General features: G+C 69.2%; 32 protein-coding genes. 19 read left to right on the forward strand and 13 right to left on the reverse strand.

Features of this window, described 5'->3' with window-relative positions; all coding sequences use genetic code 11:
- Position 1: 1 nt before the first annotated feature.
- From arsC to L3N39_RS14140, 3 genes are read left to right on the forward strand one after another with little or no spacing between them, the layout of a single operon-like run.
- Entirely contained in the window at positions 2-355 is a 354-nt protein-coding gene (arsC, locus tag L3N39_RS14130; RefSeq protein WP_237258086.1) for an arsenate reductase (glutaredoxin), read from the forward strand.
- The gene (gene wrbA, locus L3N39_RS14135; protein ID WP_237258087.1) at positions 352-957 is read left to right on the forward strand and encodes an NAD(P)H:quinone oxidoreductase; all 606 of its coding nucleotides are present in this window, start codon (positions 352-354) and stop codon (positions 955-957) included. Before arsC ends, wrbA begins: the two co-directional genes overlap by 4 nt.
- Positions 950-1,360, forward strand: a complete 411-nt coding sequence (locus L3N39_RS14140) for a DUF2069 domain-containing protein (protein ID WP_237258088.1) — start codon at positions 950-952, stop codon at positions 1,358-1,360. Before wrbA ends, L3N39_RS14140 begins: the two co-directional genes overlap by 8 nt.
- Before the next feature lie 4 nt (positions 1,361-1,364).
- Here the strand turns inward: L3N39_RS14140 and hda are convergent, their stop codons facing one another.
- The 3 genes from hda to L3N39_RS14155 all read right to left on the reverse strand — a co-directional run bounded on the left by hda (position 1,365) and on the right by L3N39_RS14155 (position 4,345).
- Positions 1,365-2,069: a DnaA regulatory inactivator Hda gene (gene hda / locus L3N39_RS14145; protein ID WP_237258089.1), complete on the reverse strand. Its 705-nt coding sequence runs from the start codon at positions 2,067-2,069 to the stop codon at positions 1,365-1,367.
- The gene (locus L3N39_RS14150) at positions 2,066-3,160 is read right to left on the reverse strand and encodes an AI-2E family transporter (RefSeq protein ID WP_237258090.1); all 1,095 of its coding nucleotides are present in this window, start codon (positions 3,158-3,160) and stop codon (positions 2,066-2,068) included. The genes hda and L3N39_RS14150 overlap by 4 nt, the downstream gene beginning before the upstream one ends.
- Before the next feature lie 90 nt (positions 3,161-3,250).
- Complete coding sequence (locus L3N39_RS14155) at positions 3,251-4,345, reverse strand: DUF2066 domain-containing protein (protein ID WP_237258091.1); 1,095 nt, start codon at positions 4,343-4,345, stop codon at positions 3,251-3,253.
- A 277-nt stretch (positions 4,346-4,622) separates the two neighbouring features.
- Here L3N39_RS14155 and purM point away from each other — a divergent pair, with 277 nt between their 5' ends.
- Genes purM through dapC form a run of 5 tightly spaced genes read left to right on the forward strand, consistent with a single transcriptional unit; the run spans position 4,623 to position 8,975 of the window.
- The gene (gene purM, locus L3N39_RS14160) at positions 4,623-5,681 is read left to right on the forward strand and encodes a phosphoribosylformylglycinamidine cyclo-ligase (protein ID WP_237258092.1); all 1,059 of its coding nucleotides are present in this window, start codon (positions 4,623-4,625) and stop codon (positions 5,679-5,681) included.
- Entirely contained in the window at positions 5,681-6,322 is a 642-nt protein-coding gene (purN, locus tag L3N39_RS14165; protein ID WP_237258093.1) for a phosphoribosylglycinamide formyltransferase, read from the forward strand. Before purM ends, purN begins: the two co-directional genes overlap by 1 nt.
- Positions 6,323-6,330: 8 nt before the next feature.
- Positions 6,331-7,041: a DUF3108 domain-containing protein gene (locus L3N39_RS14170; protein WP_237258094.1), complete on the forward strand. Its 711-nt coding sequence runs from the start codon at positions 6,331-6,333 to the stop codon at positions 7,039-7,041.
- A 42-nt stretch (positions 7,042-7,083) separates the two neighbouring features.
- Positions 7,084-7,734, forward strand: coding sequence for a COG3650 family protein (locus tag L3N39_RS14175; protein WP_237258095.1), 651 nt, complete (start codon positions 7,084-7,086; stop codon positions 7,732-7,734).
- Positions 7,735-7,778: 44 nt separating this feature from the next.
- A complete protein-coding gene (dapC, locus tag L3N39_RS14180; protein ID WP_237258096.1) occupies positions 7,779-8,975 on the forward strand; it encodes a succinyldiaminopimelate transaminase in 1,197 nt (398 codons plus the stop codon).
- A gap of 21 nt (positions 8,976-8,996) precedes the next feature.
- On the opposite strand, the gene L3N39_RS14185 is transcribed toward dapC, so the two are convergent.
- Both L3N39_RS14185 and L3N39_RS14190 read right to left on the reverse strand, forming a co-directional pair.
- Positions 8,997-9,155 carry a hypothetical protein gene (locus L3N39_RS14185; RefSeq protein WP_237258097.1) on the reverse strand — a complete coding sequence of 53 codons (159 nt, stop codon included), beginning with the start codon at positions 9,153-9,155 and terminating at the stop codon, positions 8,997-8,999.
- A 15-nt stretch (positions 9,156-9,170) separates the two neighbouring features.
- Entirely contained in the window at positions 9,171-9,416 is a 246-nt protein-coding gene (locus tag L3N39_RS14190) for a hypothetical protein (protein WP_237258098.1), read from the reverse strand.
- A 126-nt stretch (positions 9,417-9,542) separates the two neighbouring features.
- On the opposite strand from L3N39_RS14190, the gene L3N39_RS14195 reads away from it, so the two are divergent.
- From L3N39_RS14195 to L3N39_RS14215, 5 genes are all read left to right on the forward strand, one after another.
- The gene (locus tag L3N39_RS14195) at positions 9,543-9,869 is read left to right on the forward strand and encodes a thioredoxin family protein (RefSeq protein WP_237258099.1); all 327 of its coding nucleotides are present in this window, start codon (positions 9,543-9,545) and stop codon (positions 9,867-9,869) included.
- Positions 9,870-9,949: 80 nt separating this feature from the next.
- On the forward strand, positions 9,950-10,312 hold the full coding sequence (locus L3N39_RS14200) for an ArsC family reductase (protein ID WP_237258100.1): 363 nt from the start codon (positions 9,950-9,952) through the stop codon (positions 10,310-10,312).
- A 40-nt stretch (positions 10,313-10,352) separates the two neighbouring features.
- Complete coding sequence (gene dapD, locus L3N39_RS14205; RefSeq protein ID WP_237258101.1) at positions 10,353-11,387, forward strand: 2,3,4,5-tetrahydropyridine-2,6-dicarboxylate N-succinyltransferase; 1,035 nt, start codon at positions 10,353-10,355, stop codon at positions 11,385-11,387.
- An 84-nt stretch (positions 11,388-11,471) separates the two neighbouring features.
- Positions 11,472-12,674: an aminotransferase class V-fold PLP-dependent enzyme gene (locus L3N39_RS14210; protein ID WP_237258102.1), complete on the forward strand. Its 1,203-nt coding sequence runs from the start codon at positions 11,472-11,474 to the stop codon at positions 12,672-12,674.
- The gene (locus tag L3N39_RS14215; RefSeq protein ID WP_237258103.1) at positions 12,671-13,081 is read left to right on the forward strand and encodes a SufE family protein; all 411 of its coding nucleotides are present in this window, start codon (positions 12,671-12,673) and stop codon (positions 13,079-13,081) included. Before L3N39_RS14210 ends, L3N39_RS14215 begins: the two co-directional genes overlap by 4 nt.
- A gap of 19 nt (positions 13,082-13,100) precedes the next feature.
- Here the strand turns inward: L3N39_RS14215 and L3N39_RS14220 are convergent, their stop codons facing one another.
- From L3N39_RS14220 to L3N39_RS14230, 3 genes are all read right to left on the reverse strand, one after another.
- Positions 13,101-14,222, reverse strand: a complete 1,122-nt coding sequence (locus L3N39_RS14220; protein WP_237258104.1) for a beta-ketoacyl-ACP synthase III — start codon at positions 14,220-14,222, stop codon at positions 13,101-13,103.
- Between the two features lie 233 nt (positions 14,223-14,455).
- Positions 14,456-15,367, reverse strand: a complete 912-nt coding sequence (locus tag L3N39_RS14225) for a c-type cytochrome (RefSeq protein WP_237258105.1) — start codon at positions 15,365-15,367, stop codon at positions 14,456-14,458.
- Positions 15,368-15,378: 11 nt separating this feature from the next.
- Positions 15,379-16,014 (reverse strand): c-type cytochrome, encoded by a 636-nt coding sequence (locus L3N39_RS14230; RefSeq protein WP_237258106.1) that lies wholly within the window; start codon positions 16,012-16,014, stop codon positions 15,379-15,381.
- Positions 16,015-16,260: 246 nt separating this feature from the next.
- On the opposite strand from L3N39_RS14230, the gene L3N39_RS14235 reads away from it, so the two are divergent.
- Positions 16,261-16,791 carry a hypothetical protein gene (locus L3N39_RS14235; RefSeq protein WP_237258107.1) on the forward strand — a complete coding sequence of 177 codons (531 nt, stop codon included), beginning with the start codon at positions 16,261-16,263 and terminating at the stop codon, positions 16,789-16,791.
- Here L3N39_RS14235 and L3N39_RS14240 read toward each other — a convergent pair whose 3' ends face one another.
- Entirely contained in the window at positions 16,792-17,004 is a 213-nt protein-coding gene (locus tag L3N39_RS14240) for a DUF3820 family protein (RefSeq protein WP_237258108.1), read from the reverse strand.
- Positions 17,005-17,074: 70 nt separating this feature from the next.
- The gene (locus L3N39_RS14245) at positions 17,075-17,404 is read right to left on the reverse strand and encodes a DnaJ family domain-containing protein (RefSeq protein ID WP_237258109.1); all 330 of its coding nucleotides are present in this window, start codon (positions 17,402-17,404) and stop codon (positions 17,075-17,077) included.
- Positions 17,405-17,616: 212 nt separating this feature from the next.
- Between L3N39_RS14245 and L3N39_RS14250 the strand changes: the two genes are divergently transcribed.
- Positions 17,617-18,846: a dicarboxylate/amino acid:cation symporter gene (locus tag L3N39_RS14250; RefSeq protein WP_237258110.1), complete on the forward strand. Its 1,230-nt coding sequence runs from the start codon at positions 17,617-17,619 to the stop codon at positions 18,844-18,846.
- Positions 18,847-18,858: 12 nt separating this feature from the next.
- Here L3N39_RS14250 and L3N39_RS14255 read toward each other — a convergent pair whose 3' ends face one another.
- Together L3N39_RS14255 and L3N39_RS14260 are read right to left on the reverse strand one after the other, a co-directional pair.
- The gene (locus L3N39_RS14255; protein WP_237258111.1) at positions 18,859-19,335 is read right to left on the reverse strand and encodes a GreA/GreB family elongation factor; all 477 of its coding nucleotides are present in this window, start codon (positions 19,333-19,335) and stop codon (positions 18,859-18,861) included.
- Entirely contained in the window at positions 19,332-20,288 is a 957-nt protein-coding gene (locus L3N39_RS14260; RefSeq protein WP_237258112.1) for an alpha/beta hydrolase family protein, read from the reverse strand. The genes L3N39_RS14255 and L3N39_RS14260 overlap by 4 nt, the downstream gene beginning before the upstream one ends.
- A gap of 202 nt (positions 20,289-20,490) precedes the next feature.
- Here L3N39_RS14260 and L3N39_RS14265 point away from each other — a divergent pair, with 202 nt between their 5' ends.
- The 4 genes from L3N39_RS14265 to L3N39_RS14280 all read left to right on the forward strand — a co-directional run bounded on the left by L3N39_RS14265 (position 20,491) and on the right by L3N39_RS14280 (position 24,328).
- Complete coding sequence (locus tag L3N39_RS14265) at positions 20,491-22,332, forward strand: SLC13 family permease (RefSeq protein WP_237258113.1); 1,842 nt, start codon at positions 20,491-20,493, stop codon at positions 22,330-22,332.
- A gap of 224 nt (positions 22,333-22,556) precedes the next feature.
- Positions 22,557-22,898: a hypothetical protein gene (locus L3N39_RS14270; RefSeq protein WP_237258114.1), complete on the forward strand. Its 342-nt coding sequence runs from the start codon at positions 22,557-22,559 to the stop codon at positions 22,896-22,898.
- 59 nt (positions 22,899-22,957) lie between these two features.
- Positions 22,958-23,689, forward strand: coding sequence for a HupE/UreJ family protein (locus L3N39_RS14275; protein ID WP_237258115.1), 732 nt, complete (start codon positions 22,958-22,960; stop codon positions 23,687-23,689).
- A gap of 12 nt (positions 23,690-23,701) precedes the next feature.
- Entirely contained in the window at positions 23,702-24,328 is a 627-nt protein-coding gene (locus L3N39_RS14280; protein ID WP_237258116.1) for a transmembrane anchor protein, read from the forward strand.
- Between the two features lie 45 nt (positions 24,329-24,373).
- Here the strand turns inward: L3N39_RS14280 and L3N39_RS14285 are convergent, their stop codons facing one another.
- Positions 24,374-26,395 (reverse strand): methyl-accepting chemotaxis protein, encoded by a 2,022-nt coding sequence (locus L3N39_RS14285; RefSeq protein ID WP_237258117.1) that lies wholly within the window; start codon positions 26,393-26,395, stop codon positions 24,374-24,376.
- Positions 26,396-26,665 lie beyond the last annotated feature (270 nt).

Genomic DNA, 26,665 nt, shown 5'->3' on the forward strand with positions numbered 1-26,665 from the left:
CATGACCGAACTGATCCTCTATCACAACCCGCGCTGCTCCAAGTCGCGCGGCGCGCTCGAACTGCTCCAGGCACGCGGGTTCGAGCCCACCCTGGTGCGTTACCTGGAGACGCCGCCGAGTGCCAGCGAGCTGCGCGAGCTGCTGGCCAAGCTGGGACTCTCCGCCCGCCAGTTGCTGCGCACCGGCGAGGAGGAATACCGCAGCCTGGGCCTGGACGACAACCAGCTCGACGAGAGCCGGCTGATCGAGGCGATGAGCGCGCATCCGCGACTGATCGAACGGCCGATCCTGGTAGTCGGCGACCGGGCCGTGGTAGGCCGCCCGCCGGAGCGCGTGCTGGAGCTGCTGCCATGAGCGCACCCTACGTGCTGGTGCTGTATTACAGCCGCCACGGCGCGACCGCCGAGATGGCCCGGCAGATCGCCCGCGGCGTCGAACGCGGCGGGCTGGAGGCGCGCCTGCGCACCGTGCCGGCGGTCTCCACCGAATGCGAGGCGGTGGCACCGGCGATTCCCGACAGCGGGGCGATCTATGCCAGCCAGGACGACCTGCGCCATTGCGCCGCCCTGGCGCTGGGCAGCCCGACGCGCTTCGGCAACATGGCCGCGCCGCTCAAGTATTTTCTCGACGGCACCAGCAACCTCTGGCTGACCGGGGAACTGGTGGACAAGCCGGCCGCGGTGTTCACCTCCACCTCCAGCCTGCACGGCGGCCAGGAGAGCACGCTGCTGTCCATGCAGCTGCCGCTGCTGCACCACGGCATGCTGCTGATGGGCCTGCCCTACAGCGAGAGTGCGCTGCTGGAGACCCGCGGCGGCGGCACGCCCTACGGAGCCAGTCATTTCGCCGGGGCGGACGGCAAGCGCCCGCTGGACGAACACGAGACCGCCCTGTGCCGCGCCCTCGGCGAACGCCTGGCGCGCACCGCAGCGCGCCTGGGAGGTAACCGTGGCTAGAAAGAACAAGCCGCTGCCCGCGCTGGAATGGCTCCAGCCGAGGGTGCGCCTGGTCCGGGCGATCAGCCTGGCCAGCTATGTCGCGCTGTTGCTGCTGGTCGGCATCTGGAACGGCCTGTTCGCCGACCTGCATGGCGCCCGCACCTGGGTGGTGCTGAGCATCCTGCTGGTGCCGCTGCTGATCGTCGCGCCCGGGGTGCTGCTCGGCCAGGCGCGCGCCCACGCCTGGCTGTGCTTCGTGGTCAACCTCTACTTCATCCGTGGCGTGCTGGCTGCCTTCGACCCGGCACGCAGCCTCTACGGCTGGACCGAGGCGAGTATCAGCCTGATGCTGTTCTGCAGCGCCCTGCTCTATACGCGCTGGAAATCGCAGCTGGACCGCAGGCAGGCCGGAGAGAGCTGAACGCCTACCAGCCGAGGGTCTGCTTGAGGAATGGAATGGTCAGCTTGCGCTGGGCCTGCAACGAGGCCTGGTCGAGCTGGTCGAGCAGTTCGAACAGCGCGCTCATGCTGCGTGCGCCGCGGGTGAGGATGAAGCGGCCGACATCGTCCGGGAGGTTGAGCCCGCGACGCGAAGCACGCAGCTGCAGGGCGCGCAGCTTGTCCTCGTCGGACAGCGGCTGCAATTGGAACACCAGCGCCAGGCTCAGGCGCGACTTCAGGTCCGGCAGCGCGATCGCCAGCTCGCGCGGCGGCGCATCGGCGGCCAGCAGCAGGCGCCGACCGCTGTCACGCAGGCGGTTGAACAGGTGGAACAGCGCCTCCTCCCACACCGCGTCGCCGGCCACCGCCTGCAGGTCGTCCAGGCATACCAGCTCGCTCTGTTCGAGGTTGTCCAGCAGCGCCGGCCCGTAGCCGGCGACCTCCGCCAACGGCAGGTACACCGCCAGCTCGCCGCGCTCCTCGACGCGCAGGCAGGCAGCCTGCAGCAGATGGCTACGGCCGGTGTCCGAGCGCCCCCACAGGTAGATGAGTTCGTCGGACCAGCCGGCCGCAGGCGAGCACAGCCGCTCTGCGTACCCCAGCGCGGCCGCGTTGGCCCCCGGATAGAAGTTGGCGAAGGTGGCGTCGTCGCGAAGGCGCACGCCCAGTGGCAGCTGGATGGGATTCATCGGGGAGGAGGGTCGGCCGGCAGTTCGGCCCGCTCTGCATAAAGGTCGGACAGTTTATAGATATCGTGTACATGGCGCAGCACGACCATGATCACCGCGGCGATCGGCAGGGCCAGCAGCACGCCGACGAAGCCGAACAGCTGGCCGCCGGCCAGCACCGCGAAGATCACCGCCACCGGATGCAGCCCGATGCGGTCGCCGACCAGCAAGGGCGTCAGCAGCATGCCTTCGAGCATCTGGCCGACGGTGAACACCGCGGCCACCGCCAGCAGCGGATAGGGCTCCAGGCCGAACTGGAACAGTGCGGCAACCATCGCCGCACCGATGCCGACGACGAAGCCCATGTACGGCACGATGCTCGCCAGCCCGGCCAGCACGCCGATCAGCAGGCCGAGCTCGAGCCCCACCAGCATCAGGCCCACGGCGTAGACGAAGGCCAGCGCCAGCATCACCAGCAGCTGGCCGCGCAGGAAGGCGCCGATCACCTCGTGGCACTCGCCGAGCAACCCGACGACCACCGGCTCCTGCCGTCGCGGCAGCAGGGTGCGCAGCCTGGCCATGATGTGGTCCCAGTCGCGCAGCAGGTAGAAGCACACCACCGGGATCAGCAGCAGGTTGCCGACCCAGGCCAGCAGTGCCAGGCCCGAGGCGGTGGCCCGGCTGAGCAGGCCGCCGACGATATCGGTGGTATTGCCCAGCTGCCCGGACAGCGACGCCTTGAGCTGGTCGAAGCGCCAGAAGCCGGGCTCCAGGCCGAGCTGCACCTGCACCCAGGGCAGCGCCTGGTGCTGCAGCCAGTCGAGGGCCTGCGGCGCCAGCTGATAGAGGCGCACCAGCTGCTTGCCCAGCATCGGCAGCAGTACCAGCAGGAGCAGCAGCAAAGCCAGGCTGAACAGCGTGAACACCGCGATCACGCCCCAGGTACGCGACAGCCCCCAGCGCTCCAGGCGGTCGACCAGCGGGTCGCCGAGGTAGGCCAGCAACATGCCCACCAGGAACGGCGAGAGGATCGGCGAAAGCTGATAGACCAGCCAGCCGCACAGCAGAAGCGCCGCCAGCCACAGCCAGCGGTTCGATGAAGAGTTGGTCATCCTGGTCCCTGGTCGATTCGATGAAAAGGCACGCCGGTGCCCGGCACCTTATATCAGCCCGCTCGCCGCGGCGCCGGCGGGAGCAGGCGCTCAGCGAAAGCGCAGCAGCGTGCCTTCGGTCGGCTCGACCTGCGCTGGCGGCGTCTGCGTGGTGCCGGTCTCCTCGGTCTCGGTCTCGACCTCAGCCGCAGAATCAGCCTCGGCAGCCGGCGCGTCGACGGGCGCCTCGGCCGCCGGCTCGTCTGCCGGCACTTCCTGCAAGCGGGCCAGCTCCATCTGCGCGCGCAACTGTTCGGGGCTGGCGGTGACGCGATAGACCAGCCGGTCATCGGCTACCCGCACCAGGCGCGCAGCGAACGGCTGCAGCAGGCGCTCCAGCTCGGCGAAGCGCGAGACATCCGCGCCCAGCACCTCGACGGTGAGCTCCTGCGCGGCCCCGGCCGCCACCACGTAGTGCGGCGCCAGATCGCCGGCCACCGCAAGCATCACCGCATCGGCCAGCGCGGCACGGTCTTCGCCCTTGGCCTGGCCCTTGCTGGTCGTCTCGCCGCGCGCCAGCGCCCAGTTCGCCGTCCAGCCGCCATCGGCCTGCCGCGCATGTACGGCAAGCAGCACGTCGGCATCGTAGCGCTCGGCGGGTTCACGCAGGCGCTGCAGCACATTCGAAGCAAAGGCCTCAGGCGTCGCCAACAGCTGCTCGTCGAGGTCGGCGATCGGCAGCAGCAACGGCAGGCCGCGGTGCTGGGCGGCCTCATGCAGCGCGCGGACGCCATCCTGCCCATCGGCGGCCAGCTGCGCGCCCTCGGGCGTCTCGTCCAGCCACCAGGTCAGCACGGCCGGGCGGTCCGCCCCCCACAGCGCGACCCCGGCCTGGCGCAACTGGCGCTGGGTGGTGGCCGGATCGAACTCGACCACCAGGCGGTCGTCCTCGTAGGCGTACTTGCTGACCAGTTGCTGCGGGTCCTTGCGCAGCGCGGCGACCTCGGCCTGCTCCAAGGTCTGCGCGCTGCCGGTCAGGCGCAGCAGCAAGGTGTCGAAGGCGCGCTGCAGCGCCTGCTCGCGCTCGGCCGCCTGCTGGCCGGCCACCGGCTCGCGGACTTGGTACAACCGCTGCAGCGGTTCGGCACCTGCCGGAACGGCAGCCAGGACGAGGCAGATCGCTAGGACGCGTGAAAGAAGGCGCATGGAGGGTTCTCGCGGCGGGGCCAGACGCATCCGGCATGAAAAGAAGGCCTATACCTTAAACAGCCACCCCGGGCCCGGCAACCGAACGCGCCACTGCGGCCGCGGCCGCGCCGAACAGCGCGCAGCGGGCCGTGCAGGGCATGGTCGCTGCCGGGCAAGCCTGCTAAAATCGCGCGCTTTCCGCAGACCGGCCGCAGGCACCTGCAGGCGCGCGCTCCGGCGTCAGCGCCCAGCCCGACCGGTCGCCCACCGTACCTCCCGCACAGGCCCGGACTCTATGAGCAAGCAACCCTCCCTCAGCTACAAGGACGCAGGCGTCGATATCGATGCAGGTGAAGCGCTGGTCGAGCGCATCAAGGGCGTCGCCAAGCGCACCGCCCGTCCCGAAGTGATGGGTGGCCTGGGCGGCTTCGGCGCCCTGTGCGAGATCCCGGCCGGCTACAAGCAGCCGGTGCTGGTGTCCGGTACCGACGGTGTCGGCACCAAGCTGCGCCTGGCGCTGAACCTGAACAAGCACGACAGCATCGGCCAGGACCTGGTCGCCATGTGCGTCAACGACCTGGTGGTGTGCGGCGCCGAGCCGCTGTTCTTCCTCGACTACTACGCCACCGGCAAGCTCAACGTCGACGTGGCCGCCACCGTGGTCACCGGCATCGGCGCCGGTTGCGAGCTGGCCGGCTGCTCGCTGGTCGGCGGCGAGACCGCCGAGATGCCCGGCATGTACGAGGGCGAGGATTACGACCTGGCCGGCTTCTGCGTCGGCGTGGTGGAGAAGAGCGAGATCATCGACGGCTCCAAGGTGGTCACCGGCGACACGCTGATCGCCCTGCCCTCCTCCGGCCCGCACTCCAACGGCTACTCGCTGATCCGCAAGATCATCGAGGTCGCCGGCGCCGACATCGCGAGCGTGCAGCTCGACGGCCAGCCGCTGGCCGACCTGCTGATGGCGCCGACGCGCATCTACGTCAAGCCGCTGCTCAAGCTGATCAAGGACACCGGTGCGGTCAAGGCCATGGCCCACATCACCGGCGGCGGCCTGCTCGACAACATCCCGCGCGTGCTGCCCGAAGGCGCCCAGGCGGTGATCGACGTGGCCAGCTGGACCCGCCCGGCGGTGTTCGACTGGCTGCAAGAGCAGGGCAACGTCGACGAACACGAGATGCACCGCGTGCTCAACTGCGGCGTCGGCATGGTCATCTGCGTCGCCCAGGAGCAGGTCGAGGCCGCCCTGGCCAGCCTGCGCGCCAGCGGTGAAGCACCCTGGGTCATCGGCCAGATCGCCGAGGCGGCAGAAGGCGCGCCACAGGTTCAGCTGAACAACCTGAAAGCCCACTGATGACCTGCAACGTCGTCGTCCTGATCTCAGGGTCGGGGAGCAACCTGCAGGCGCTGATCGACAGCCAGCAGCCGGACAACCCGATGCGCATCGTCGCGGTGATCTCCAACCGTGCCGATGCCTACGGCCTGGAGCGGGCCAAGACGGCAGGCATCGCCACCCGGGTGCTGTCGCACCGCGACTACAGCGACCGCGAGGCGTTCGACGGCGCGCTGGTCGAGGCCATCGACGCCTGCCAGCCCGACCTGGTGGTGCTCGCCGGCTTCATGCGCATCCTCACGCCCGGCTTCGTCCGCCACTACCAGGGTCGCCTGCTCAACATCCACCCGTCGCTGCTGCCGCGCCACAAGGGCCTGGATACCCACCGCCGGGCGCTGGAAGCGGGTGACCGCGAGCACGGCTGCAGCGTGCACTTCGTCACCGAGGAACTCGACGGCGGTCCGGTGGCGATCCAGGCGAGCATCCTCATCGGTGCCGGCGACGACCTCGATTCCCTGGCCAATCGCGTGCACGAGCAGGAACACCGGATCTACCCGCTGGCGGTGCGCTGGTTCGCCGAGGGGCGCTTGCGCCTGGCCGAGCAAGGAGCCATGCTGGACGGCCATTTGCTGCCGGCCTCCGGCTATTGCTTCACGAACTAGGAGATATCATGCGTCGCGCCCTGCTGCTCGCCCTTGCCGTTCTCGCCCTGCCCGTCCAGGCGCTGGAACTCAAGCCCTTCTCGGCCAGCTACACCGCCGACTGGAAGCAGGTGCCCATCAGCGGGACTGCCGAGCGCAGCCTGGAAAAGCGCGACGGCGACCGCTGGCGCCTGGATTTCGAGGCCTCGATGCTGGTCGCCAGCTTCAGCGAGCGCAGCGACTTCCATGTCGAAGGCGAAACCTTCCTGCCCGACAGCTACCGCCTCAACCGCAGCGGCCTGGGCAAGGGCAAGAAGGTCGAACAGCGCTTCGACTGGGATGCCAAGCAGGTGCTCGGCAGCGATCGCGGCAAGCCGATCCAGTTGGCCCTCAACCGCGGCCTGCTGGACAAGTCCACCTACCAGCTCGCCCTGCAGCACGAGGTCGCCGAGGGCAAGCAGAGCATGAGCTACCAGGTGGTCGACGGCGACGAGATCGAGACCTACGACTTCCGCGTGCTCGGCGAGGAGCAGGTCAGCACCCGCGTCGGCCAGGTCGACGCCATCAAGGTCGAGCGCGTGCGCGACCCGACCCAGAGCAAGCGCCAGACCATCCTCTGGTTCGCCAAGGACTGGGACTACCTGCTGGTGCGCCTGCACCAGGTGGAGAAGGACGGCAAGGAATACCAGATCATGCTGCAGGACGGCAGCGTCGACGGCCAGCCGGTCAAGGGCAACTGACGTCGGCGGCGCCTCCGCCGCCTGCGCATTCCGAGAGTTTCGATGAACCGCAATCGCGTCCTGCCGCTTCTGCTTGCGCCGCTGCTGGCCAGCTGCCAGAGCTTCTTCGCCGGCCCGCCACCATCGCACCCCGGCGAGCGCCTGCAAGGCACCGTCGAGCAGCGTGACGGGCGACTGCTGCTCAGCCCGTGCACCGGTACCGGCCGCTTCGAGCTGGCCGAGCAACCGGAGCTGGGACTCGGCGAGGATGCCCGCGCTCTGGGCGCCGGCCGCCTGCTGTTCGCCGATCTGCGTGGCGAGCTGGATACCGCACGGGCACGCTTCATCGCGAGTCGGGTCTACCGCCTGCAAGCCGAAGGGCCAGGCTGCGACGAGCAGAGCTTCCGCCCGCTGATGGTCCGTGCCAGTGGCCACGAACCCGAGTGGAACCTCAGCCTGACCGCCCAGGGCCTGCTGCTGCAACGCCCCGGGCAGCCGCAGCTGGCCCTGCCCTATCTCGAGGAGCAACTGCCCGGCGGCCAGGCCAGCTACAGCAGCGAGGCCGACGGCCAGCGCCTCGAGCTGTGGATCGCGCCGCAGCGCTGCGTGGACAGCGCCAGCGGCAGCATCAGCCATCTGACCGCCGAGCTGCGCCTGAACCAAGACAAGCCCCTGCGCGGCTGTGCCTATTTCGGCGCCGCGCGCGACCATTGACTCACCTTCGAAGCGCCGCGCTTCGCCAGCCGCCAAGAACAACCATGAACGACGCCCTGACCCTGCTGCAGCCCTATCCCTTCGAGAAACTGCGCGGCCTGCTCGCCGGCGCCCAGCCGCCGGCGGACAAGCGCCCGATCGCCCTGTCGATCGGCGAGCCCAAGCACCGCTCGCCGGAATTCGTCGCCCACGCCCTGGCCGACAACCTCGAGCAACTGGCGGTGTACCCGACCACGCTGGGCATCCCGGCACTGCGCGAAGCCATCGCCGGCTGGGCCGAGCGGCGCTTCGGCCTGGCCGCCGGCAGCATCGACCCGGCACGCCAGGTGCTGCCGGTCAACGGCACCCGCGAGGCGCTGTTCTCCTTTACCCAGACGGTGGTCAGCCGCGCCGGGCAGGGCCTGGTGATCAGCCCCAATCCGTTCTACCAGATCTACGAAGGCGCGGCCCTGCTCGCCGGCGCCGAGCCGCACTACCTGCCGTGCCTGGCCGAGAATGGCTTCAACCCGGACTTCGACGCCGTGCCGGCGGAAGTCTGGCAGCGTTGCCAGATCCTCTTCCTCTGCTCGCCGGGCAACCCCACCGGCGCGCTGGTGCCGCTGGAAACCCTGAAGCGGCTGATCGCCCTGGCCGACGAGCATGATTTCGTCATTGCCGCCGACGAATGCTACAGCGAGCTGTACTTCGACGAGGCCCGGCCGCCGGCGGGCCTGCTCAGCGCCTGCGCCGCGCTCGGGCGTCACGACTTCAGGCGCTGCGTGGTGCTCCACAGCCTGTCCAAGCGCTCCAACCTGCCCGGGCTGCGCTCGGGCTTCGTCGCCGGCGACGCCGACATCCTCAAGTCGTTCCTGCTCTACCGCACCTACCATGGCTGCGCCATGCCGGTGCACGTGCAGCTGGCCAGCGTGGCGGCATGGAACGACGAGATCCACGTGCGCGCCAACCGCGAGCTGTACCGCGCCAAGTTCGACGCGGTGCTGCAGATCCTCGAGCCGGTGCTGGATGTGCAGCGCCCCGACGGCGGCTTCTACCTCTGGCCGAAGACGCCAGTCGACGACCAGCACTTCACCCGCGAGCTGTTCGCCCAGGAGCACGTCACCGTGGTCCCGGGCTCCTACCTCTCGCGCGAGGTCGATGGCCTCAACCCGGGCGCCGACCGCGTGCGCATGGCGCTAGTCGCGCCGCTGGCCGAGTGCATCGAGGGCGCCGAGCGCATCCGCGCCTTTGTCGAACGGCTCTGAACCAACCCGCTCTCGCGGGCGTCAGGCGACGCCCGGCGGGATGCCGTCCTTGTTGTAGTTGCGCAGACGCTCGACGTTTTCCGGCTTCATGTGCTCGGGCACATCGGAGCGCGGCGCCTCCTCCTGCTGGGGCCGTTGCGGGTACAGGATATCGGTCGACGTTTCATCATGCTGGCTCATCGCGCGCCTCCTTCTTCAGATGGCGTTCTCTTCCCAGATTAGCTCACCCTCCGCGCTGACCTCGCGCACCTTGGTCAGCGCCGCCTCGGCCACCGCGTCCGCCTCAGAGGCGAGGTCGTAGGTGCGCCCCTCGCCCAGGCGAAAGACCGTCGCCTGCTCATCGCGGTCGCGCCGCTTGATGGCGATCACCGCCTCGAACGCAGTCCCAGCCGGAACCGCCGAAGAGATTGCCTCGTAGTGCTCGAAATGTTTACGTGCCATGGTCTGCCTCGTCGTCAACACAGGTGTTGGGTGGACAACGCGACGCAGGCAAACGCTCGCCCGCACCGCCGAACCGCGGCGCCGCCAGGCGCTCTGAGATTGCATGAACCCGCCGGAGACAAGCCCATGGCCCTGACCGAGAACTACGCCCTGACCGAGCCGAGCCGCAGCGAAGTGGACCTGCTCGACGGCCCCACCCTGCTGGAATTCGGCGCACCCTGGTGCGGCCATTGCCGGGCTGCCCAGCCGCTGCTGGAGCAGGCCATGGGCGGGCGCGACAGCCTGCGCCACCTGAAGATCGAGGACGGCCCCGGCCGGCCGCTGGGCCGCTCGTTCCGCGTCAAGCTCTGGCCGACCTTCATCCTGCTCGAGCACGGCGTGGAGCTGGCGCGGGTGGTGCGGCCGACCGAGGCCGAAGCGATCGAGCAGATCCTCGGCGAGGCCGGGCGCTGAGCACCGCGACGGCGCGCCGACACCCGGGCACAGGCATGGCATAATCCCGACCCGGTTTTCAGGAGTTGGAGCCCCCGGCCATGTCAGAACCCGTCAAGCTGTTCGGTATCAAGGCGTGCGACACCATGAAGAAGGCGCGCAGCTGGCTCGACGAGCAGGGCATCGACTACGTCTTCCATGACTACAAGAGCGCCGGCATCGACCGCGCGCACCTGCAGGCCTGGTGCGACGAGCACGGCTGGCAGACGGTCCTGAACCGCGCGGGCACCACGTTTCGCAAGCTGGACGATGCGCAGAAGGCCGACCTCGACCAGGCCCGCGCCATCGAACTGATGCTGGCCCAGCCCTCGATGATCAAGCGTCCGGTGCTCGAACTCGGCGACCGGACCCTGGTGGGCTTCAAGCCGGACCTCTATGCGGCTGCACTGACAGCCTCGAACTGACCACGCGCGCCGGGCGGCGCGCCATGACAAGGACAATGCCATGACCACTTCCCTCTTCAGCCTGGCCTTCGGTGTCGGCACGCAGAACCGCGACGGCGCCTGGCTGGAAGTCTTCTACGCCCAGCCGCTGCTCAACCCGCAGGCCGAGCTGGTGCAGGCCATCGCCCCGCTGCTCGACTACCAGGGCGGCAACCGGGCCATCGCCATCACCATCAACCAGGCTGCCGACCTGGCCGCCGCGCTGAAGCCGGTCTGCCCGGTCCAGCATGCCCTGCTGACCCGCCTGGCCGAGGCCCAGCGGCCGCTGGTGGTCACCCTGCTGGAGGAGGATGCGCCGCTGACCTCCACGCCGGAGGCCTACCTCAAGCTGCACCTGCTGTCGCACCGCCTGGTCAAGCCGCACGGGCTGAACCTGACCGGTATCTTCCCGCTGCTGCCGAACGTCGCCTGGACCAGCCAGGGCGCCGTCGACCTGGCCGAGCTGCCGGAGCGCCAGCTCGAAGCGCGCCTGAAGGGCGAGCTGCTGGAAGTCTTCTCGGTGGACAAGTTCCCGAAGATGACCGACTACGTGGTCCCGGCCGGTGTGCGCATCGCCGACAGCGCGCGCATCCGCCTCGGCGCCTACGTCGGTGAAGGCACCACGGTAATGCACGAGGGCTTCGTCAACTTCAACGCCGGCACCGCCGGCCCCGGCATGATCGAAGGCCGCGTCTCGGCCGGCGTGTTCGTCGGCAAGGGTTCGGACCTGGGCGGCGGTTGCTCGACCATGGGCACCCTGTCCGGAGGCGGCAACATCGTCATCTCGGTGGGCGAGAACTGCCTGATCGGCGCCAACGCCGGCATCGGCATCCCGCTGGGCGACCGCAACACCGTCGAGTCCGGCCTGTACATCACTGCCGGCACCAAGGTCAGCCTGCTCGACGAAAACGGCCAGCTGGTCAAGGTGGTCAAGGCACGCGAGCTGGCCGGGCAGAGCGACCTGCTGTTCCGCCGCAATTCGCAGACCGGCGCGGTAGAGTGCAAGACCCACAAGTCGGCCATCGAACTGAACGAGGCGCTGCACGCGCACAACTGACCCGACGCAGGAAGCCAGGCGGTCAGCGCTGGAAGCAACCGCAAGCCGGCCTGGCTTCCAGCGTCCGCCCAAGGCCCTGACGCAATGCTCGTATCCCCCTGGCGTGCCGATTTTCCCGCCCTCTCCGTCCTGGAGTCGCAGGGCCAGGTCTACCTCGACAGCGCCGCCACGGCGCAGAAGCCGCAGGCGCTCATCGATGCCCTGTGCGGCTACTACACCAGCGGCGCAGCCAACGTGCACCGCGCCCAGCACCAGCCTGCCGAGCGCGCCACCCGCGCCTTCGAAGACAGCCGCATCAAGATCGCCAGATGGCTGAATGCCAGCAGCCCGACCGAGATCGTCTTCACCCGGGGCGCCACCGAGGCGCTGAACCTCCTGGCCTACGGTCTGGAGCACCTGATCGGCGCCGGCGACGAACTCGTCATCAGCGCGCTGGAGCACCATGCCAACCTGCTGCCCTGGCAACAGCTGGCGCTGCGCCGCGGAGCCAGGCTCATGGTGCTGCCGCTCGATGCCGACGGCCGCATCGACCTTGACGCCGCGCAACGGCTGATCGGTCCGCGCACGCGCTTGCTGGCGGTCAGCCAGCTGTCCAACGTGCTCGGCAGCTGGCAGCCGCTGCAACCGCTGCTCGAGCTGGCGCGCCGGCACGGCGCGCTGAGCGTGGTCGATGGCGCGCAGGGCGTGGCCCATGGCCGGCATGACCTGCAGGCGCTGGCCTGCGACTTCTACGTGCTGTCCAGCCACAAGCTGTACGGCCCGGACGGGGTCGGCGCGCTGTTCGGCCGCGGCGAGGCGCTGCTGCAGCTGCACCACTGGCAGTTCGGCGGCGAGATGGTGCGCATCGCCGAGTTCGAGCACGCCGAGTTCCATGCCGCGCCGCTGGGCTTCGAGGCCGGTACGCCGCCGATCGCCGGGGTCATCGCCCTCGGCGCCAGCCTCGACTACCTCGCCGGGCTGGACGCCAATGCCGTGCTGGCACACGAGCAGGCGCTGCACGGCAAGCTGCTCGACGGACTGCGTGCGCGCGCCGGGGTGCGCCTGCTCGGCTCGCCGCAGGCCGCGCTGGCCAGCTTCGTGGTCGACGGCGTGCACCATGCCGACCTGTCGCAGCTGCTCATCGAACAGGGCATCGCCGTGCGCAGCGGCAATCACTGCGCCATGCCGCTGATGAAGCGCCTGGGGCTGGACGGTGCGATCCGTGTCTCCCTCGGCCTGTACAACGACGAAAGCGACCTGCAGCGCCTGTTCTCGGCACTGGACGCCGCCCTGGAGCTGCTCCGATGAGCGACCTGCCCGCCTCCGCCCGGGAAACCCTCGCAGCCTTCGCCCAGGCAGGCGGCTGGGAGCAGCGCGCCCGCCTGCTGATGCAGTGGGGCGCGCGCCTGCCCGCGCTGGCCGAGGACGAGCGCAACGAGGCCAACCGGGTGGCCGGTTGCGAGAGCCAGGTCTGGCTGTTGGGCGAGCAGCGCGACGGCCGCTGGCAGTTTCGCGCGAGCAGCGAGGCGCGCCTGCTGCGCGGCCTGCTGGCCGTGCTGCTGGCGCGAGTCAACGGGCTGGATGCCGAGGCGCTGGCGGCAGTGGACGTGGCCGACTGGTTCGCCCAGCTCGGCCTCGGCCGCCAGCTGTCACCGTCGCGCAGCAACGGCATGAACGCCGTGCTGGCGCGCATGCGTGAACTGACGGCGGGCTGAGCCGCCGTCCGCTGGCATTTCAGCGCTTGCGCAGGATCACGCTGCCGATCGAGTAGCCGGCGCCGAACGAGCTCAACACGCCGACGCTGCCGGCGGGCAGGTCGTCCTGGTGCTTGTGGAAGGCGATCACCGAGCCAGCCGAACTGGTGTTGGCGTAGGTGTCGAGGATCACCGGCGCTTCTTCGGCGGTGGCATCGCGGCCGAGCAGGCGTCGCACGATCAGCTGGTTCATGTTCAGGTTGGCCTGGTGCAGCCAGAAGCGCTTGACCGACTCGACCGGCAGGCCGCTCTCGGCCAGGTGAGCGCCGATCAGCTCGGCGACCATCGGACAGACTTCCTTGAACACCTTGCGGCCTTCCTGGATGAACAGCTTGTCCGGATCGTCCTTGTGCTCCTCGGCCGCTCGGTTGAGGAAGCCGAAGTTGTTGCGGATGTTGTTGGAGAACTCGGTCGCCAGCTTGGTGCTGAGCACCTCCCACTGGTACGCCGAGGTCGCCAGGTCGGCGCGCTCGAGCAGCACCGCGGTGCAGGCGTCGCCGAAGATGAAATGACTGTCGCGGTCGCGGAAGTTCATGTGCCCGGTGCAGATCTCCGGGTTGACCATCAGCACCGCACGCGCCTGCCCCAGGCGGATGCTGTTGGCGGCGTTCTGGATGCCGAAGGTCGCCGACGAGCAGGCCACGTTCATGTCGAAGCCGAAACCCTTGATGCCCAGCGCCGCCTGCACCTCGATGGCGATCGCCGGGTAGGCACGCTGCAGGTTCGAGCAAGCGACGATCACCCCGTCGATGTCCGCCGCGCACTTGCCGGCACGGGTCAGCGCCTGCTCGGCGGCCTTGACCGACATTTCGCAGAGGATCGACCACTGCTCGTTGTTGCGCTCGGGAATGCGCGGAACCATGCGCGCCGGGTCGAGGATGCCGTTCTTGTCGGTGACGAAGCGGCTCTTGATGCCCGAGGCCTTCTCGATGAAGGCGGCGCTGGACTCGGCCAGCGGCTGCATCTCGCCGGCCTCGATGGCCGCGGCATGCTCGGCATTGTGACGCTGGACGAAGGTGTTGAAGGAGGCCACCAGCTCTTCGTTGGAGATGCTGCTGGCGGGGGTGTAAAGGCCGGTACCGCTGATCACGACGTCGTACACGGTCGCTCCTCTGGAGTTGGCTTGTCGTAGTGACGCCGGAACGACGCGGCCACGCGGCCGACGGGGTTCACGCATGCGCCTGTTGTGGCGGCTATTGTGCACGAAAAGCGTAAAGAAACCGCAACCTTGCGCGCTTTGTTGAGGAAATTATGAGGATCTTTCGTGACCCGTCGGTCGGATCGTGAAAGGAGCGTCGAACGACGCTCCCGGATTGGCAGGTTGCCGGGCCAGGGTCACTTGATCCCCTGGCCGAGCAGCACGCCGTTCACCTCCACGCCGTACAGGTTGACGCCGTCGTTGGCGTGGTACTTGTCCCGTGTCTTGGCGATCGAGCCGTCGATCAGCCGCGGATCCTGCGGGCGCTCGTGGCTGTTCATGTAGGCGGCAACGTTCCAGGCCTCCTCGTCGCTGAGGGTGCGGCCCTTGCCGAGCGGCATGTTTTCCTTGATGAACGCCGCGGCGGTGTTGATCCGGTGCATGCCGGCGCCCCAGTTGAACGAATCGCGTCCCCACAGCGGCGGGAACACGTAGCCCTCGGCCGCCTTCTGGCCCTGGCCGTCGTCGCCGTGGCAGACCGCGCATTGCGCGGCGTAGACCTCGCGGCCCTTGGCGATGTCGTAGCCGCCCTTGGGCTGCGGCACTTCCGGGTAGGCGCGGCCGGGCAGCTCCTGGCCGGTCGGCGCACCAGTGGAGAGCCAGTAGGAGTAGGCGCTCAACGCATTGATCACGTGGCTGTCGGCCGCCGGTGGCTTGCCGTTCATGCTGAACTGGAAGCAGCCCTGGACCCGCTCGGCATAGCTGTTGACCTTGTCGTTCTTCTTCCGGTAGGCCGGGTACATCGGATAGGCGCCCCACAGCGGCGCGGAGTCGGCCTTGCGTCCCTGGTCGAGGTGGCAGTTGGTGCAGTTCATGCCGTTGCCGACGTACTCGCCGGCGTATTTCTGCGTGTTGACGAAGATCGCCCGGCCTTCCTGCACCAGCTTGCCGTAGGCATTGTCCGGCAGGTCGCTTTCCTGCGGCGGCTCGAAGGCTGGCTTGCCGGTGGCCTTCGGGTTGAGCTGGGACTGGTCGTCCATCTTGATCTCGGCGGCCGCTACCGGTCCGCAGACCGCCAGCGCCAGCACGGCGAAGGGAAACAGTTTCATGCGCGCGACTCCTATTGGCCCAGGCTGGCGAAGTACTCCGCCACGGCAGTGACTTCCGCGTCGGTCAGCGAACGGGCGACATGCCCCATCAGATCGTTCGGGTCGTTCTTGCGCGTGCCCTGGCGCCAAGCGTTCAGCTGTGCGCTCAGGTAGGCCGCCGACTGGCCGCCCAGCGCCGGGAAGGCATCGCCCACACCGCTGCCGCCGGGGCCATGGCAGGACACGCATTCGGGAATGTTGCGCTCCCAGGCACCGCGCAGCGCCAGCCGGGCACCGACACCTTCGGCTGCATCGGCACGGTTGGCCTGCGCCGCTGCCGGCGCGGGCTTGGCCGCGAGGAACGCGCTCAGTGCCTGCATCTCGTCGTCACCGAGCGCCGCGGCGATCGGTTGCATGATCGGATTGGCCCGGGCTCCGCTACGGAAGTCCTCCAGCTGCTTGTTCAGGTAGCCGGCAGACAGTCCGGCCAGTCGCGGAAAGCCACCGGCGGCCATGCCCTCGCCGTTGGCGCCATGGCAGGTGACGCAGGCCATCGCCGCCGGATTCGCGCCCCCCTGGGTAAAGAGTTTCTGTCCGTCGGCAGCCTGGGCCTGCATGGCCAGCAGCAAGGCACAGGCCCCGGCCAGCAGGCGATCGGTCGTTCTCATACGGGACCTCACGGTATTTCGAGTTGTAATGATCGCCGCGAGGCAACCGGCGCCTCCCTCGAGGTGCGGCCGGTTGTCGCAGTCAGCGCGAAGGTAGCATGCGCTTCCCGGACAAGAAAGAAATCGAATAACGCTAGAACTTTCGGTTCTATAAGTTTTCGCAATATACCCCAGGGGGCATCGCCCGACCGGGCACCCGCGGCGGCCTTCGGCTATGCTGCGCGCCCCGACCACAGGAGTCCGCAGATGCAGGATCAACTGGCAGAACTGATCGGCCTGATCAGCTCCGGCTGCATGGCCGAAACGGAGATCGAGCGTATCGCCGAGGAAGCCGCCCAGGCCTACGCCGACCCCGCGGCGTTCCTCGCGGCCAACCCGGACATCAACTACGACGACAGCTTCCCCATTCCCCTCGGCGAGTGGGTGGTGGTCGGCAGCCTGCCCGACACCGTGCTGTTCCAGGCCGACGACTACGAACAGCTGTTCACCCAGATCGTCGCCTCGTTCGGCCCGCAGGTGGGCTTCGTGCTCAAGCCCAAGCAGCTGGCCAAGACCGAGCCGCTCAAGGCGCTCAACCGCATCCAGGTGCAGCTCGGCAGCCTCTACCCGGAAAAGGGTGGCTATGTGCTGGTGGACTTCAGCGAGCCGCTGGATGACGAACTGCAGGCGGTGCTGGTCTACACCAGCGACCTGCCGCGGGTCATGCAGCTCGCCGTGGAGGTCGGCATCTACGCCGCGCCCGCGCTCGAGGCGCTCAAGGCGCAGTCGCAGGACTGATCAGCGACGGCGCAGTGGCTCGAGCAGGGGCTTGAGCCCGTTGTGGTCGATCTCCTGCATCAGCGCGATCAGCCGGCCGATCTCGCCCGGCGGAAAGCCCACCCGGGCGAACCAGTTGAGGTAGTGCCCCGGCAGGTCGGCGATCAGCCGTCCCTTGTACTTGCCGTAGGGCATGGTCTGGGTCACCAGGCGCTGGAGGTCTTCGGCTTGCATGTGCATCCCCTTGCTGCGAGCGACGCATACTGCCACAGCCCGCTAAGTGGCGAGCGCCCGGCTCGGGCCATCAGCCCTTGCCGAGGCGGGCCAGCGCCTCCAGGCGAAACGCCAGGTTCTGCTCGAGATCGACCAGCCGTTGCTGCAGGCGCTCGCGCTCGGCGGCATCGGCACACTGCTGCACGCACTCGCGCAGCCGCGTGCGTTCGTGCAGCAGCTCCACCTCGCGCGGCGCGATGCCGGCGTTCTTCAGCACCTGGAACGGCAGGCGCAGCCCCGGTGGCGTCTGCAGCCAGGCGCTGTCGATCTGCAGCGGCGTACCGCGGCCGCTGACGCCCCGCTGCCACTCGGCGACCTGCCTGGCGATCCGCCGTTCGATGTCGTCGTCGATGCCGCTCATCCCGCCCTCCTCGCTGACCTGCAGCCAAGGCTATCCGAGCCGCGCCGGGAAGGTGGCGCCGCCGGGCTGAAAATCCCGCTAACCCATCCTGCGCTGACGCGGCCGGGCCGGCACGGCATCCGCGTGGCCCGCTATCATGGCGCTGTGGCGAACCCGGCAGCGGCGCGGCCGGTCTGCCGAGCAGCCCCTGAACAACAACAAGGACACCCATCATGCCCAGCCTCAACGTGCAAATCCTCGTCGCTGCCTGTCTCGGCCTGCTGATCGGCTGGCTGACCGGCGCGCTGCCCGAGGACGCCGCGCTGCGCGAAGGCACCCTGTATACCGCCGGGCTGGTCTCCAGCGTGTTCATCGGCATGCTGAAGATGGTGCTGGTGCCGCTGGTGTTCACCTCCATCGCCGTCGGCGTGGCCAGCCTGCAGCAGCACCACCAGGTGCACCGGGTGTGGATCACCGCGCTGCTCTACTTCACCCTGACCACCGGCGTGGCGATGCTCGTCTCGCTGACCGCGGCCAACCTGGTCAAGCCCGGCGCCGGGCTGTCGCTGGACCTGTTCGCCGAGCAGATGGATGCCTTCGAGGCGCGCCAGCTGACCCTGCCGGAGTTCTTCCAGCACTTCTTCGCCAACCTCTTCCAGAACCCCTTCGCCGCCTTCGCCCAGAGCAGCGTGCTGGCGGTCGTGGTGTTCGCCCTGTTCGTCGGCATCGCCCTGGTCGCCGGCGGCCAGCGCTACCGCACCATCCTCGCGCTGCTGCAGGAAATCCTCGAGATGCTGCTGCACATCGTCGGCTGGATCATGCGCCTGGCGCCGCTGGGCATCCTCGCGCTGTTGGTCCGCCTGGTCGCCGAACAGGATGTCGCGCTGCTCTCGGCGGTGGGCGGCTTCATCGTGCTGGTGTTCGGCACCACGCTGTTCCACGGCGCGGTGGTGCTGCCGCTGATCCTCTACCTGACCACCGGCCGCTCGCCGCTGTGGTTCTGGCGCGGCGCGCGCGATGCGGTGATCACCGCCTTCGCCACCAGCTCGAGTTCGGCGACGCTGCCGGTCTCGATCCGCTGCGCCGAGGAGAACCTCAAGGTCGACAAGCGCTACGCCGGCTTCGTGCTGCCGCTGGGCGCGACCATGAACATGGACGGCACCGCGCTCTACGAGGCCGCCGCCGCGCTGTTCGTCGCCAACCTGGTAGGGGTCGAGCTGAGCCTGGGCCAGCAGGCGGTGGTGTTCTTCACCGCGATGATCGCCTCGACCGGCGCACCGGGCATTCCCAGCGCCGGCATGGTGACCATGGTCATGGTCCTGCAGGCGGTCGGGTTGCCGGCCGAGGCGATCGCCATCCTGCTGCCGATCGACCGCCTGCTCGACACCATCCGCACGGCGGTGAACGTGCAGGGCGATATCACCGGCAGCGTGGTGGTGCAGCGGATCGCCGAGCGCGCCTGAGCGGCGCCCGCCCTAGCGAACTTCCAGCACCTCGTAGCGCTGCAGCCGGCCGTTGACGCGCAGCTCCACCTCGTCGCCCTCCTGGCGGCCGAGCAGGCCCTGGCCCAGCGGCGAGCGCGGCGAGATCACCAGCACCTCGCGGCCCTCGTGCCGCAGCTTCAAGCCGGCGCCGTCGGGACCGAGGAAGAACCAGCGTTCCTCGGCGTCGTGCTCCAGGCAGAGCAGCGCGCCGACCCGCACCCGGCCTTCGTCGGCGGCGACCGGCTGCAGGTTGCGATAGGCGGCGAGCGCCGTCTCGATCTCGTGCAGGCGGCGGCGCTGGCCGTCGGCCAGGTAGGCCGCTTCCAGGCCACGGGTGTCGTACTTGTTCTCGGCCTTGCTCTCGGCGTGGGTGGCAGCCTCGTGGGTCGCGGCCAGCACGGTGCGGGCCACCTCGCGGTCGGCTTCGAGGGTGGCGATGATCTGCTCTTGGAGGGTGCGCTTGTTCATGGGCCTGGCTTATAGCCCGGCGCGGCGGCGAAGGGAATGCCATCGTCGCGGACCGGCGGCGCGCCGGCCTCGATGACTTCGTCGGCCAGCCAGGGATTGCGGCCCTCGGCGATCCACTCCAGGCTCGCGCGCCAGAAGCCCTGGCGGTGGCGGTCATGGAACAGGCCGAAGTGGCCGATGCGCTCGAAGCCCAGCGCACCGGGCTCGAGCTGCACGCGCTGGCGCGGGCTGTTGCAGAAATACGCCAGGCCCCGGCGCATGGCCGCCGGCGTGGCGAATTCGTCGTCGCTGGTGCTCACCGCCAGGATCGGCGCGCGGATCGCCGCGAAGCGGCGGAACAGCTCGTCATGCTCATTGGCCGGATAGCTGTGCTCCAGCCGTGCACCGCGCCCGGCCCATTCCAGCGCGACGCCGGCCGGCAGGTCTTCCAGCCAGCCCAGGCGCCGCCCGGGGAAATAGCCGAGCAGCCGGGTCAGCGCCGGCATCAGCAGGTGCCACTTGGCGAACATGCGCAGGCGCCGGTCGGCGGCGTAGTCGCGCCAGTAGGCGTACTGCCCGGCCACGTTGAGGTAGCGATCCACCTGGCTGGCGGCCTCGGCGAAACCGGGCATGAAACCACCGGCGCTGTGCCCCACCGCCACCAGCAGCCCGTGCGGGTCGCGCTGGCGCATGAAGCGCACGGCGGCGTCGAAATCGTAGTCGCCCCAGTCGCGCCAGCGCATGCGCAGCTCGCGCAGCCGCGGCGGCCGCGAGCCGCCGATGCCGCGGAAGTCGTAGGTCAGCACGGCGAAGCCATGCTCGGCGAGAAAGCCGGCGTAGCGCGCGTAGTAGCGCGACAGCACGCCGGTCGCACTGCTGACGATCACCGCGCCGCGCTCGGCGCCGGCGGGCCGCCACAGCTGCGCGGCCAGGCTGAAGCCATCGCGGCACGGCAGGGAAACGGACTCGGGCATGACAAGGGCCTTTCGAATTGTTGTGCGGCCACCTTGCCCCGCGGCGCGGACTTTTGCCATAACCTGCCGGCACCTTTGCGCGATGCTGGCAGTCTGTAGTCACGAGCGCCTCGCGGTCGCGCCCGGCAGGTGCGCCGCGCCCCCCCCTGTTCCACGGTATTGCCGCCCGGCGCCACGGCCCCGGCGGATCGGAGAGAACCACATGACCGGCGACCAGCTGATCGTCTTTGGCGTGCTCGCGGCAACCCTGGCGCTGTTCATCTGGAACCGCTGGCGCTACGACCTGGTGGCGCTCGGCGCCCTGCTCGCCTGCGCCCTGAGCGGCGTGGTGCCGGCCGACGAGGTGTTCGCCGGCCTCGCCCATCCGGCGGTGATCTCGGTGGCCGCGGTGCTGGTGCTCAGCCGCGGCCTGCTCAACGCCGGCGTGGTGGACTCCGTGGCACGCCGGCTGATGCAGGTCGGCGAACGGCCCTGGGCGCAGGTCGCCGCACTGACCGGCATCGTCGCGCTGAGCTCGGGCTTCATGAACAACGTCGGCGCGCTGGCGCTGTTCATGCCGGTGGCGATCTGGATGTCGCGCCAGAGCGGCCGCTCGCCGTCCTACCTGCTGATGCCGCTGGCCTTCGGCTCGCTGCTCGGCGGCACCCTGACGCTGATCGGCACGCCGCCCAACCTGATCATCGCCGGCTACCGCGCCGAAGCCGGCGAGGCCCCCTTCGGCATGTTCGCCTTTCTCCCGGTGGGCGCCGCGGTGACCCTCGCCGGGGTCGCCTTCATCGCCCTGCTCGGCTGGCGGCTGGTGCCGCGCCGGCAGGAACAGGAAGGCAACGGCGACCTGTTCGAGATCAGCGCCTACCTCACCGAAGTGCGCGTGCCGGAGGGCTGCAAGTACGCCGGGCGCACCCTGCACGCACTGATCGGCGCGGTACAGGACGAGGCCGACGTGCAGGTCATCGCGCTGATTCGCGGCGAGCAGCGCCAGCGCATGCCGTCGACCTACGAAGTGCTGCGCGAGGAGGACATCCTGCTGGTCGAGGCCGATTCGGACAGCCTCAAGGCGCTGCTCGACGTCACCGGTGTCGAGCTGGCGGCCAACCTGGAGGAGCCGCCCGAGCGCGACCACGCCGAGCCGGCCGCCGCGCACGCCGGCAAGGACGACAAGAGCAGGAAGCACCGCGACCGGCATGGCGAGCTGACCCTGGCCGAAGCCATCGTCAGCCCCGGCTCGATGCTGGTGGGCACCACCGCCAGCGGCCTCGACCTGCGCGAGCGCCACGGCGTCAACGTGCTGGCCGTCGCCCGCCAGGGCCAGCGGCTGCGCCAGCGCCTGGGCCGGATCCGCTTCGCCGCCGGCGACATCCTGCTGCTGCAGGCCCGCGAGGAAAGCCTGCAGTCGACCCTCGGCAACCTCGGCTGCCTGCCGCTGGCCTCGCGCGGCCTGCGCATCACCGCGCCGCGCCAGGTGCTGCTGGCCAGCACGATCTTCGCCCTGACCCTGGCGAGCATCGCCCTCGGCCTGCTGCCGGCCGCCACCGCGCTGGTCGCCGGGGCACTGGTGATGATCCTGGCAGGGCTGATCCCGCTGGGCGGCATCTACGAGAGCATCGACATGCCGGTGATCGTGCTGGTGGCGGCCATGCTGCCGGTGGGCCAGGCGTTGGAGACCACCGGCGGCTCGCAGCGGATCGCCGATGCCCTGCTCACGCTCGGCCAGGCGCTGCCGCCGGCGGCAACCCTGGCGCTGCTGATGGTCGCCGTGATGCTGGTGTCCAACGTGGTCAACAACGCCGCCGCCGCGGTGCTCGCCGCACCGGTGGCGATCAGCCTGGCGCGGGGCATGGACGCCTCTGTCGATCCCTTCCTGATGGCGGTGGCGATCGGCGCGTCCTGCGCCTTCCTCACGCCCATCGGCCACCAGTCCAACACCTTGGTGATGGCGCCCGGCGGCTACCGCTTCGGCGACTACTGGCGCCTGGGCCTGCCGCTGTCGATCCTGGTGGTGCTCTGCGCGGTGCCGGCGATCCTCTGGATCTGGCCGCTGTGAACGGCAGGCGCGCGGCCTCGCCAACGGTGTCTACTACCAAGGCGGAAGACAAATCCGCCGATGGGTCAATGGCGCTGCATACGCGCAGGCTGGAGGATGGCCGGCAGGATCGCCGTACCCCATGGGCTGCGCCCGGACCGGTTGCGATCCGGAAAATGGCCCGATAGGCTGCCGCCCTCTCCCGGCTGGATCAACAGGCCCGCCGCCGGAACCAGAGATCGCCGATGACCGACCATCGCCCCAAGACCTCGCTGGTGTTCGCCTTGCTCATCGCCCTGCTGGCGGGCTGGGGCAGCCATGCGACCTCCTGGCTGGTCAGTCCGGCGCAGCACTCAACCGATGCCCGGTGGCGCGACCACCATCACCAGCATGCTCACTCGGTCGAGCGCTGCGCCCTCTGCGAGCTGCAGCACGTGCACGTGCTCGGTGATCACATCCACGAAACCCCTCATCCCGTGCGGCTGAGCCTGGCCGTGCAACCCGAGCGTGCCGACGTCCCGGCCTGGCCGCACCCGGCGCTACCGCAGAGCCCGGTATCGCGCATCGAGCGCCCTCCCCGCGCCTAGCCTTGCGCTGCTGACGGTCGCCTCCGGTGACCTCTTCCCATTCGCTCAGGACCATTTCCATGCATTCGCAATCCCTGCGCGGGCTCGCTGCGTTCTACGCACGCCTGCGCCACTCGCTGCTACCGGTATCCGGCTTGCTGCTGTTCCTGCTCGCACCCGACGCAATCGCCCATGGCGTGGCCGAGGGCGACAAGGGCTTCATCCAGGAAAGCTCCGGCGTGCTGCTGTTGCCGTTCATCTACATGGGCGCCAAGCACATGATCACCGGCTACGATCACCTGCTGTTCCTCTTCGGAGTGATCTTCTTCCTCTACCGGCTCAAGGACGTCGGGCTCTATGTCACGCTGTTCGCCGTCGGCCACTCGGTGACCCTGCTGTTCGGCGTGCTGACCGAGATCAGCGTCAGTGCCTACCTGATCGACGCGATCATCGGCTTTTCGGTCGTCTACAAGGCCCTGGACAACCTCGGCGCCTTCGAGCGCTGGTTCGGCTATCAGCCCGATACCCGCGCGGCCACGCTGGTCTTCGGCCTGATCCACGGCTTCGGCCTGGCGACCAAGATTCTCGAGTACGAGATCGCTGCCGATGGCCTGATCGCCAACCTGATCGCCTTTAACGTCGGGGTCGAGCTCGGCCAGTTGCTGGCGCTCGGCGCCATCCTCATTGCCATGGGTTACTGGCGACGCAGCGCCGGCTTCTGGCGCCATGCCTACACCGCCAACGTCGCCATGATGGGCGCCGGTTTCCTCTTGATGGGTTACCAGCTCACCGGCCTGATCGTGTCCCAGTAAGGAATTTTTCGCATGTACAACAACCAACGACCCGACCTGACCGGACTGCCCAGCAGCGCCCAGCTGCTGCGCTCCACCGCCATCGCTCTGATCGCCGCCGGCGTGCTGCTGGTCACCGTGGTGATGCCCGCCGAGTACGCCATCGACCCGACCGGTGCCGGCCGCCTGCTGGGGCTTACCCAGATGGGCGAGCTGAAACGCACCCTGGCCGAGGAAGCCGCCGCCGATGCGCAGCCACCGGCCGTGGCGCAGGCCGAGCCGGCTCCCGCCGCGGCACCGGTGCCTGCCGAACCGCAGCAGCCAAAGGTGGCCACCCAGCAGCACGAGGTCAATCTGACCCTGAAGCCCAACCAGGCCACCGAGATCAAGCTTGAGATGAAGGAAGGCGCCAAGGCGAACTTCCACTGGACGGCCAACGGTGGGCGCCTGAACTACGACACCCACGGCGACCCCGTCCAGGCGCCGAAGGGCTTCTACCATGGCTATGGCAAGGGCAAGGACACGCCGGAACTGCAGGGCGAGCTGGTCGCCGCGTTCGACGGCAAGCACGGCTGGTTCTGGCGGAACCGCACCAACGAGACGGTGAAACTCACCCTGCGCACCGAGGGCGAGTACATCACCATCGAACAGGTGTTCTGAGGCACCGCACCGGCGCAGCCGTCGCCGGTGCGCCAGCCCTGCGACTCAGCCCGCGCGGAAGCGGCTGACGTTGCCCAGCAACTGCCCGGCCAGGTCGCTCAGGCGGCTGGCGGTCTGGTGGTTGCTGCCCACCGCGCTGCCGTTCTCCTCGGCCATCTGCGCGATCATCGAGACCTTCTGCGCGATCTCGACCGACGCCGCGCTCTGCTCGCGCAGGGCACTGGAGATTTCGGCGACCGTGCCCTGCACCTGGTTGGCCGCCTCGCGGATGCCGTGCATCGCCTCGCCGGCCCGCTGCGCGCGCTGCACGCCCTCGTTGACCCGCTGCACGCCCTGCTCCATGCCCTGCACCGCACCGGCGGTGCCCTGCTGGATGCTGGCGACCATCTCGCCGATCTCGCGGGTCGACTGCGCGGTACGCTCGGCCAGCTTGCGCACCTCGTCGGCGACCACCGCGAAGCCGCGGCCCTGTTCGCCGGCGCGCGCCGCCTCGATGGCCGCGTTGAGCGCCAGCAGGTTGGTTTGCGCGGCGATGTCGCCGATCACCTCGACGATCGCCGAGATCTGCCCGGAACGCTCGCCGAGCTCGGCCACGGTGCGCGCCGAGTCGGCCACCGAGGCGGCGATCAGGCGGATCTCCTCGACCACCGCGCTGACGATCTCGCCACCCTGGCGCGACAGCTCGCCGGAGTGATGCGCCAGCGAGTCGGCCTCGCCGGCATGCCGCGCGATGTGCTCGATGCCGACGGTCATCTGCTCCACCGCGGCGGCCATGCTCGAGGCGGCATCGCTCTGGCACTGCGAGGCGACATGGATCTGCCCCGAGGCGCTGGCCAGGCTGCGCGCCGAGTCGGCGACCTGATCGGAATTGTCGCGGATGCTGCCGATCAGCCCGCGCATCGCATCGGCCATGGCATTGAAGCTGCCCGCCACATGCCGCAGCTCGTCACGGGTGGTCAGCCGGATATGCGTGGTGAGGTCGCCGGCGGCGAGCTTTTCGCTGCCCTCGCGCAGGCGCCGCACGCTGGTCATTACCGACAGATAGGCGCCGACCGACAGGTAGCCGATCAGCGCCAGCACCACCAGCGCCACGCCGACGTTGAGCAGCAGCACCTGGTAGGCATGCTCGATGCGCTGCTGCAGCAGCCCGTCGAGGCCGGGCAACAGGTTCTCGTGCATCTGCCGGTAGCCGATGGCGATGGTCTCGGTGGCCAGGCTGAAGAAGGCCTCCGCCGTGCTGGCCTGGAAATCGCCGCGCTGCACCAGCGCCTGCACCACCTCGTCGAGCCGCGCCGCCTGCTGGCGCAGCTGGGCCATGGCCGCGGTGAGGGTGTCGCCCAGCTGCGGACGCTGGCCGATCACCTTGTCCAGGCTGAGCTGCATGCTGTCCAGCGCCGTGCGGATCTCCTCGCCGAGCAGGATCAGGCCGATGCGCTGCGCGTCGTCCAGGCTGCCGCGCGCCAGGGCCGCCGAGGCGCTGCCGCGCAGGCGCGCGATGCGCTCGATCAGGAACGGCATGTCCTCCAGCGCCGCCGCCATCAGGTAGTAGCTCTGCGCCTCGGGATCGAAGGTCAGGCCGTAGGCGTCGGCCAGCTGGGTGTTCAGCCGCAGCATGGCCTCGACCAGCTCGGTATGCGCGCGCATGTTCCTGGCCTGCGTCCAGCCGAGCCCGTCGTGGCGGATGGTCGCCCAGTCCTGCTGGATCGCCTGCCAGGCCGGCAGCTGCCGGCGTTCGCCGGGCAGCGCCCGGTTCAGCTCGGCCAGGGCCGCCTCGACCGCGGCCTCGCGTTCGCCGCGCCGGGCGCCCATCGCCGCGTTGCCGCCGAGCACCATGGAGGACAGCCCGCGATGCTGCTGGGTGAGCTCGACCAGGCGGAACATCGGCCGCGCCAGGGCGGTGGCCTCCAGTTCCTGCTCGGAGCGTTCGATGGTGTGTTCCAGCTGGTCGACCACCGTCAGCATCAGGCTGGCGAAGGCGATGAGGACAAGCAGGCCCAGCAGGCCGAACTTGATCGGGTAGTTGAAGCGGTTCATCAGCGCTTCGGCAGGACGAAACAGCAGGTTCATGGCGATCTCCGTGGTGGCTGCTGCGTCCGTCCCCAACCGCCGACTCCTGCGCCGAAAACGCCGCGCCCCGGAATGCCTGAAAACCGGCAACTGCATCGACCGACCAGCTTGTCGCCGGACATTACGCAACCGGCTCCGGCGCCTTCCCTGACGCAAATCAAGCTTGCACGGCGTCACACTTTGCGGCTCCATGGCGGCCGCCGCCCTCCCCGGGCGCCGGCCCCGGGGCAGAGCCCCGGCACACCCGAACACCGTCGCCGAGGAACCTCC

The sequence above is a fragment of the Pseudomonas oligotrophica genome (genome assembly GCF_021726475.1).
In the GTDB taxonomy this organism is placed as follows: Bacteria; Pseudomonadota; Gammaproteobacteria; order Pseudomonadales; family Pseudomonadaceae; genus Stutzerimonas; species Stutzerimonas oligotrophica.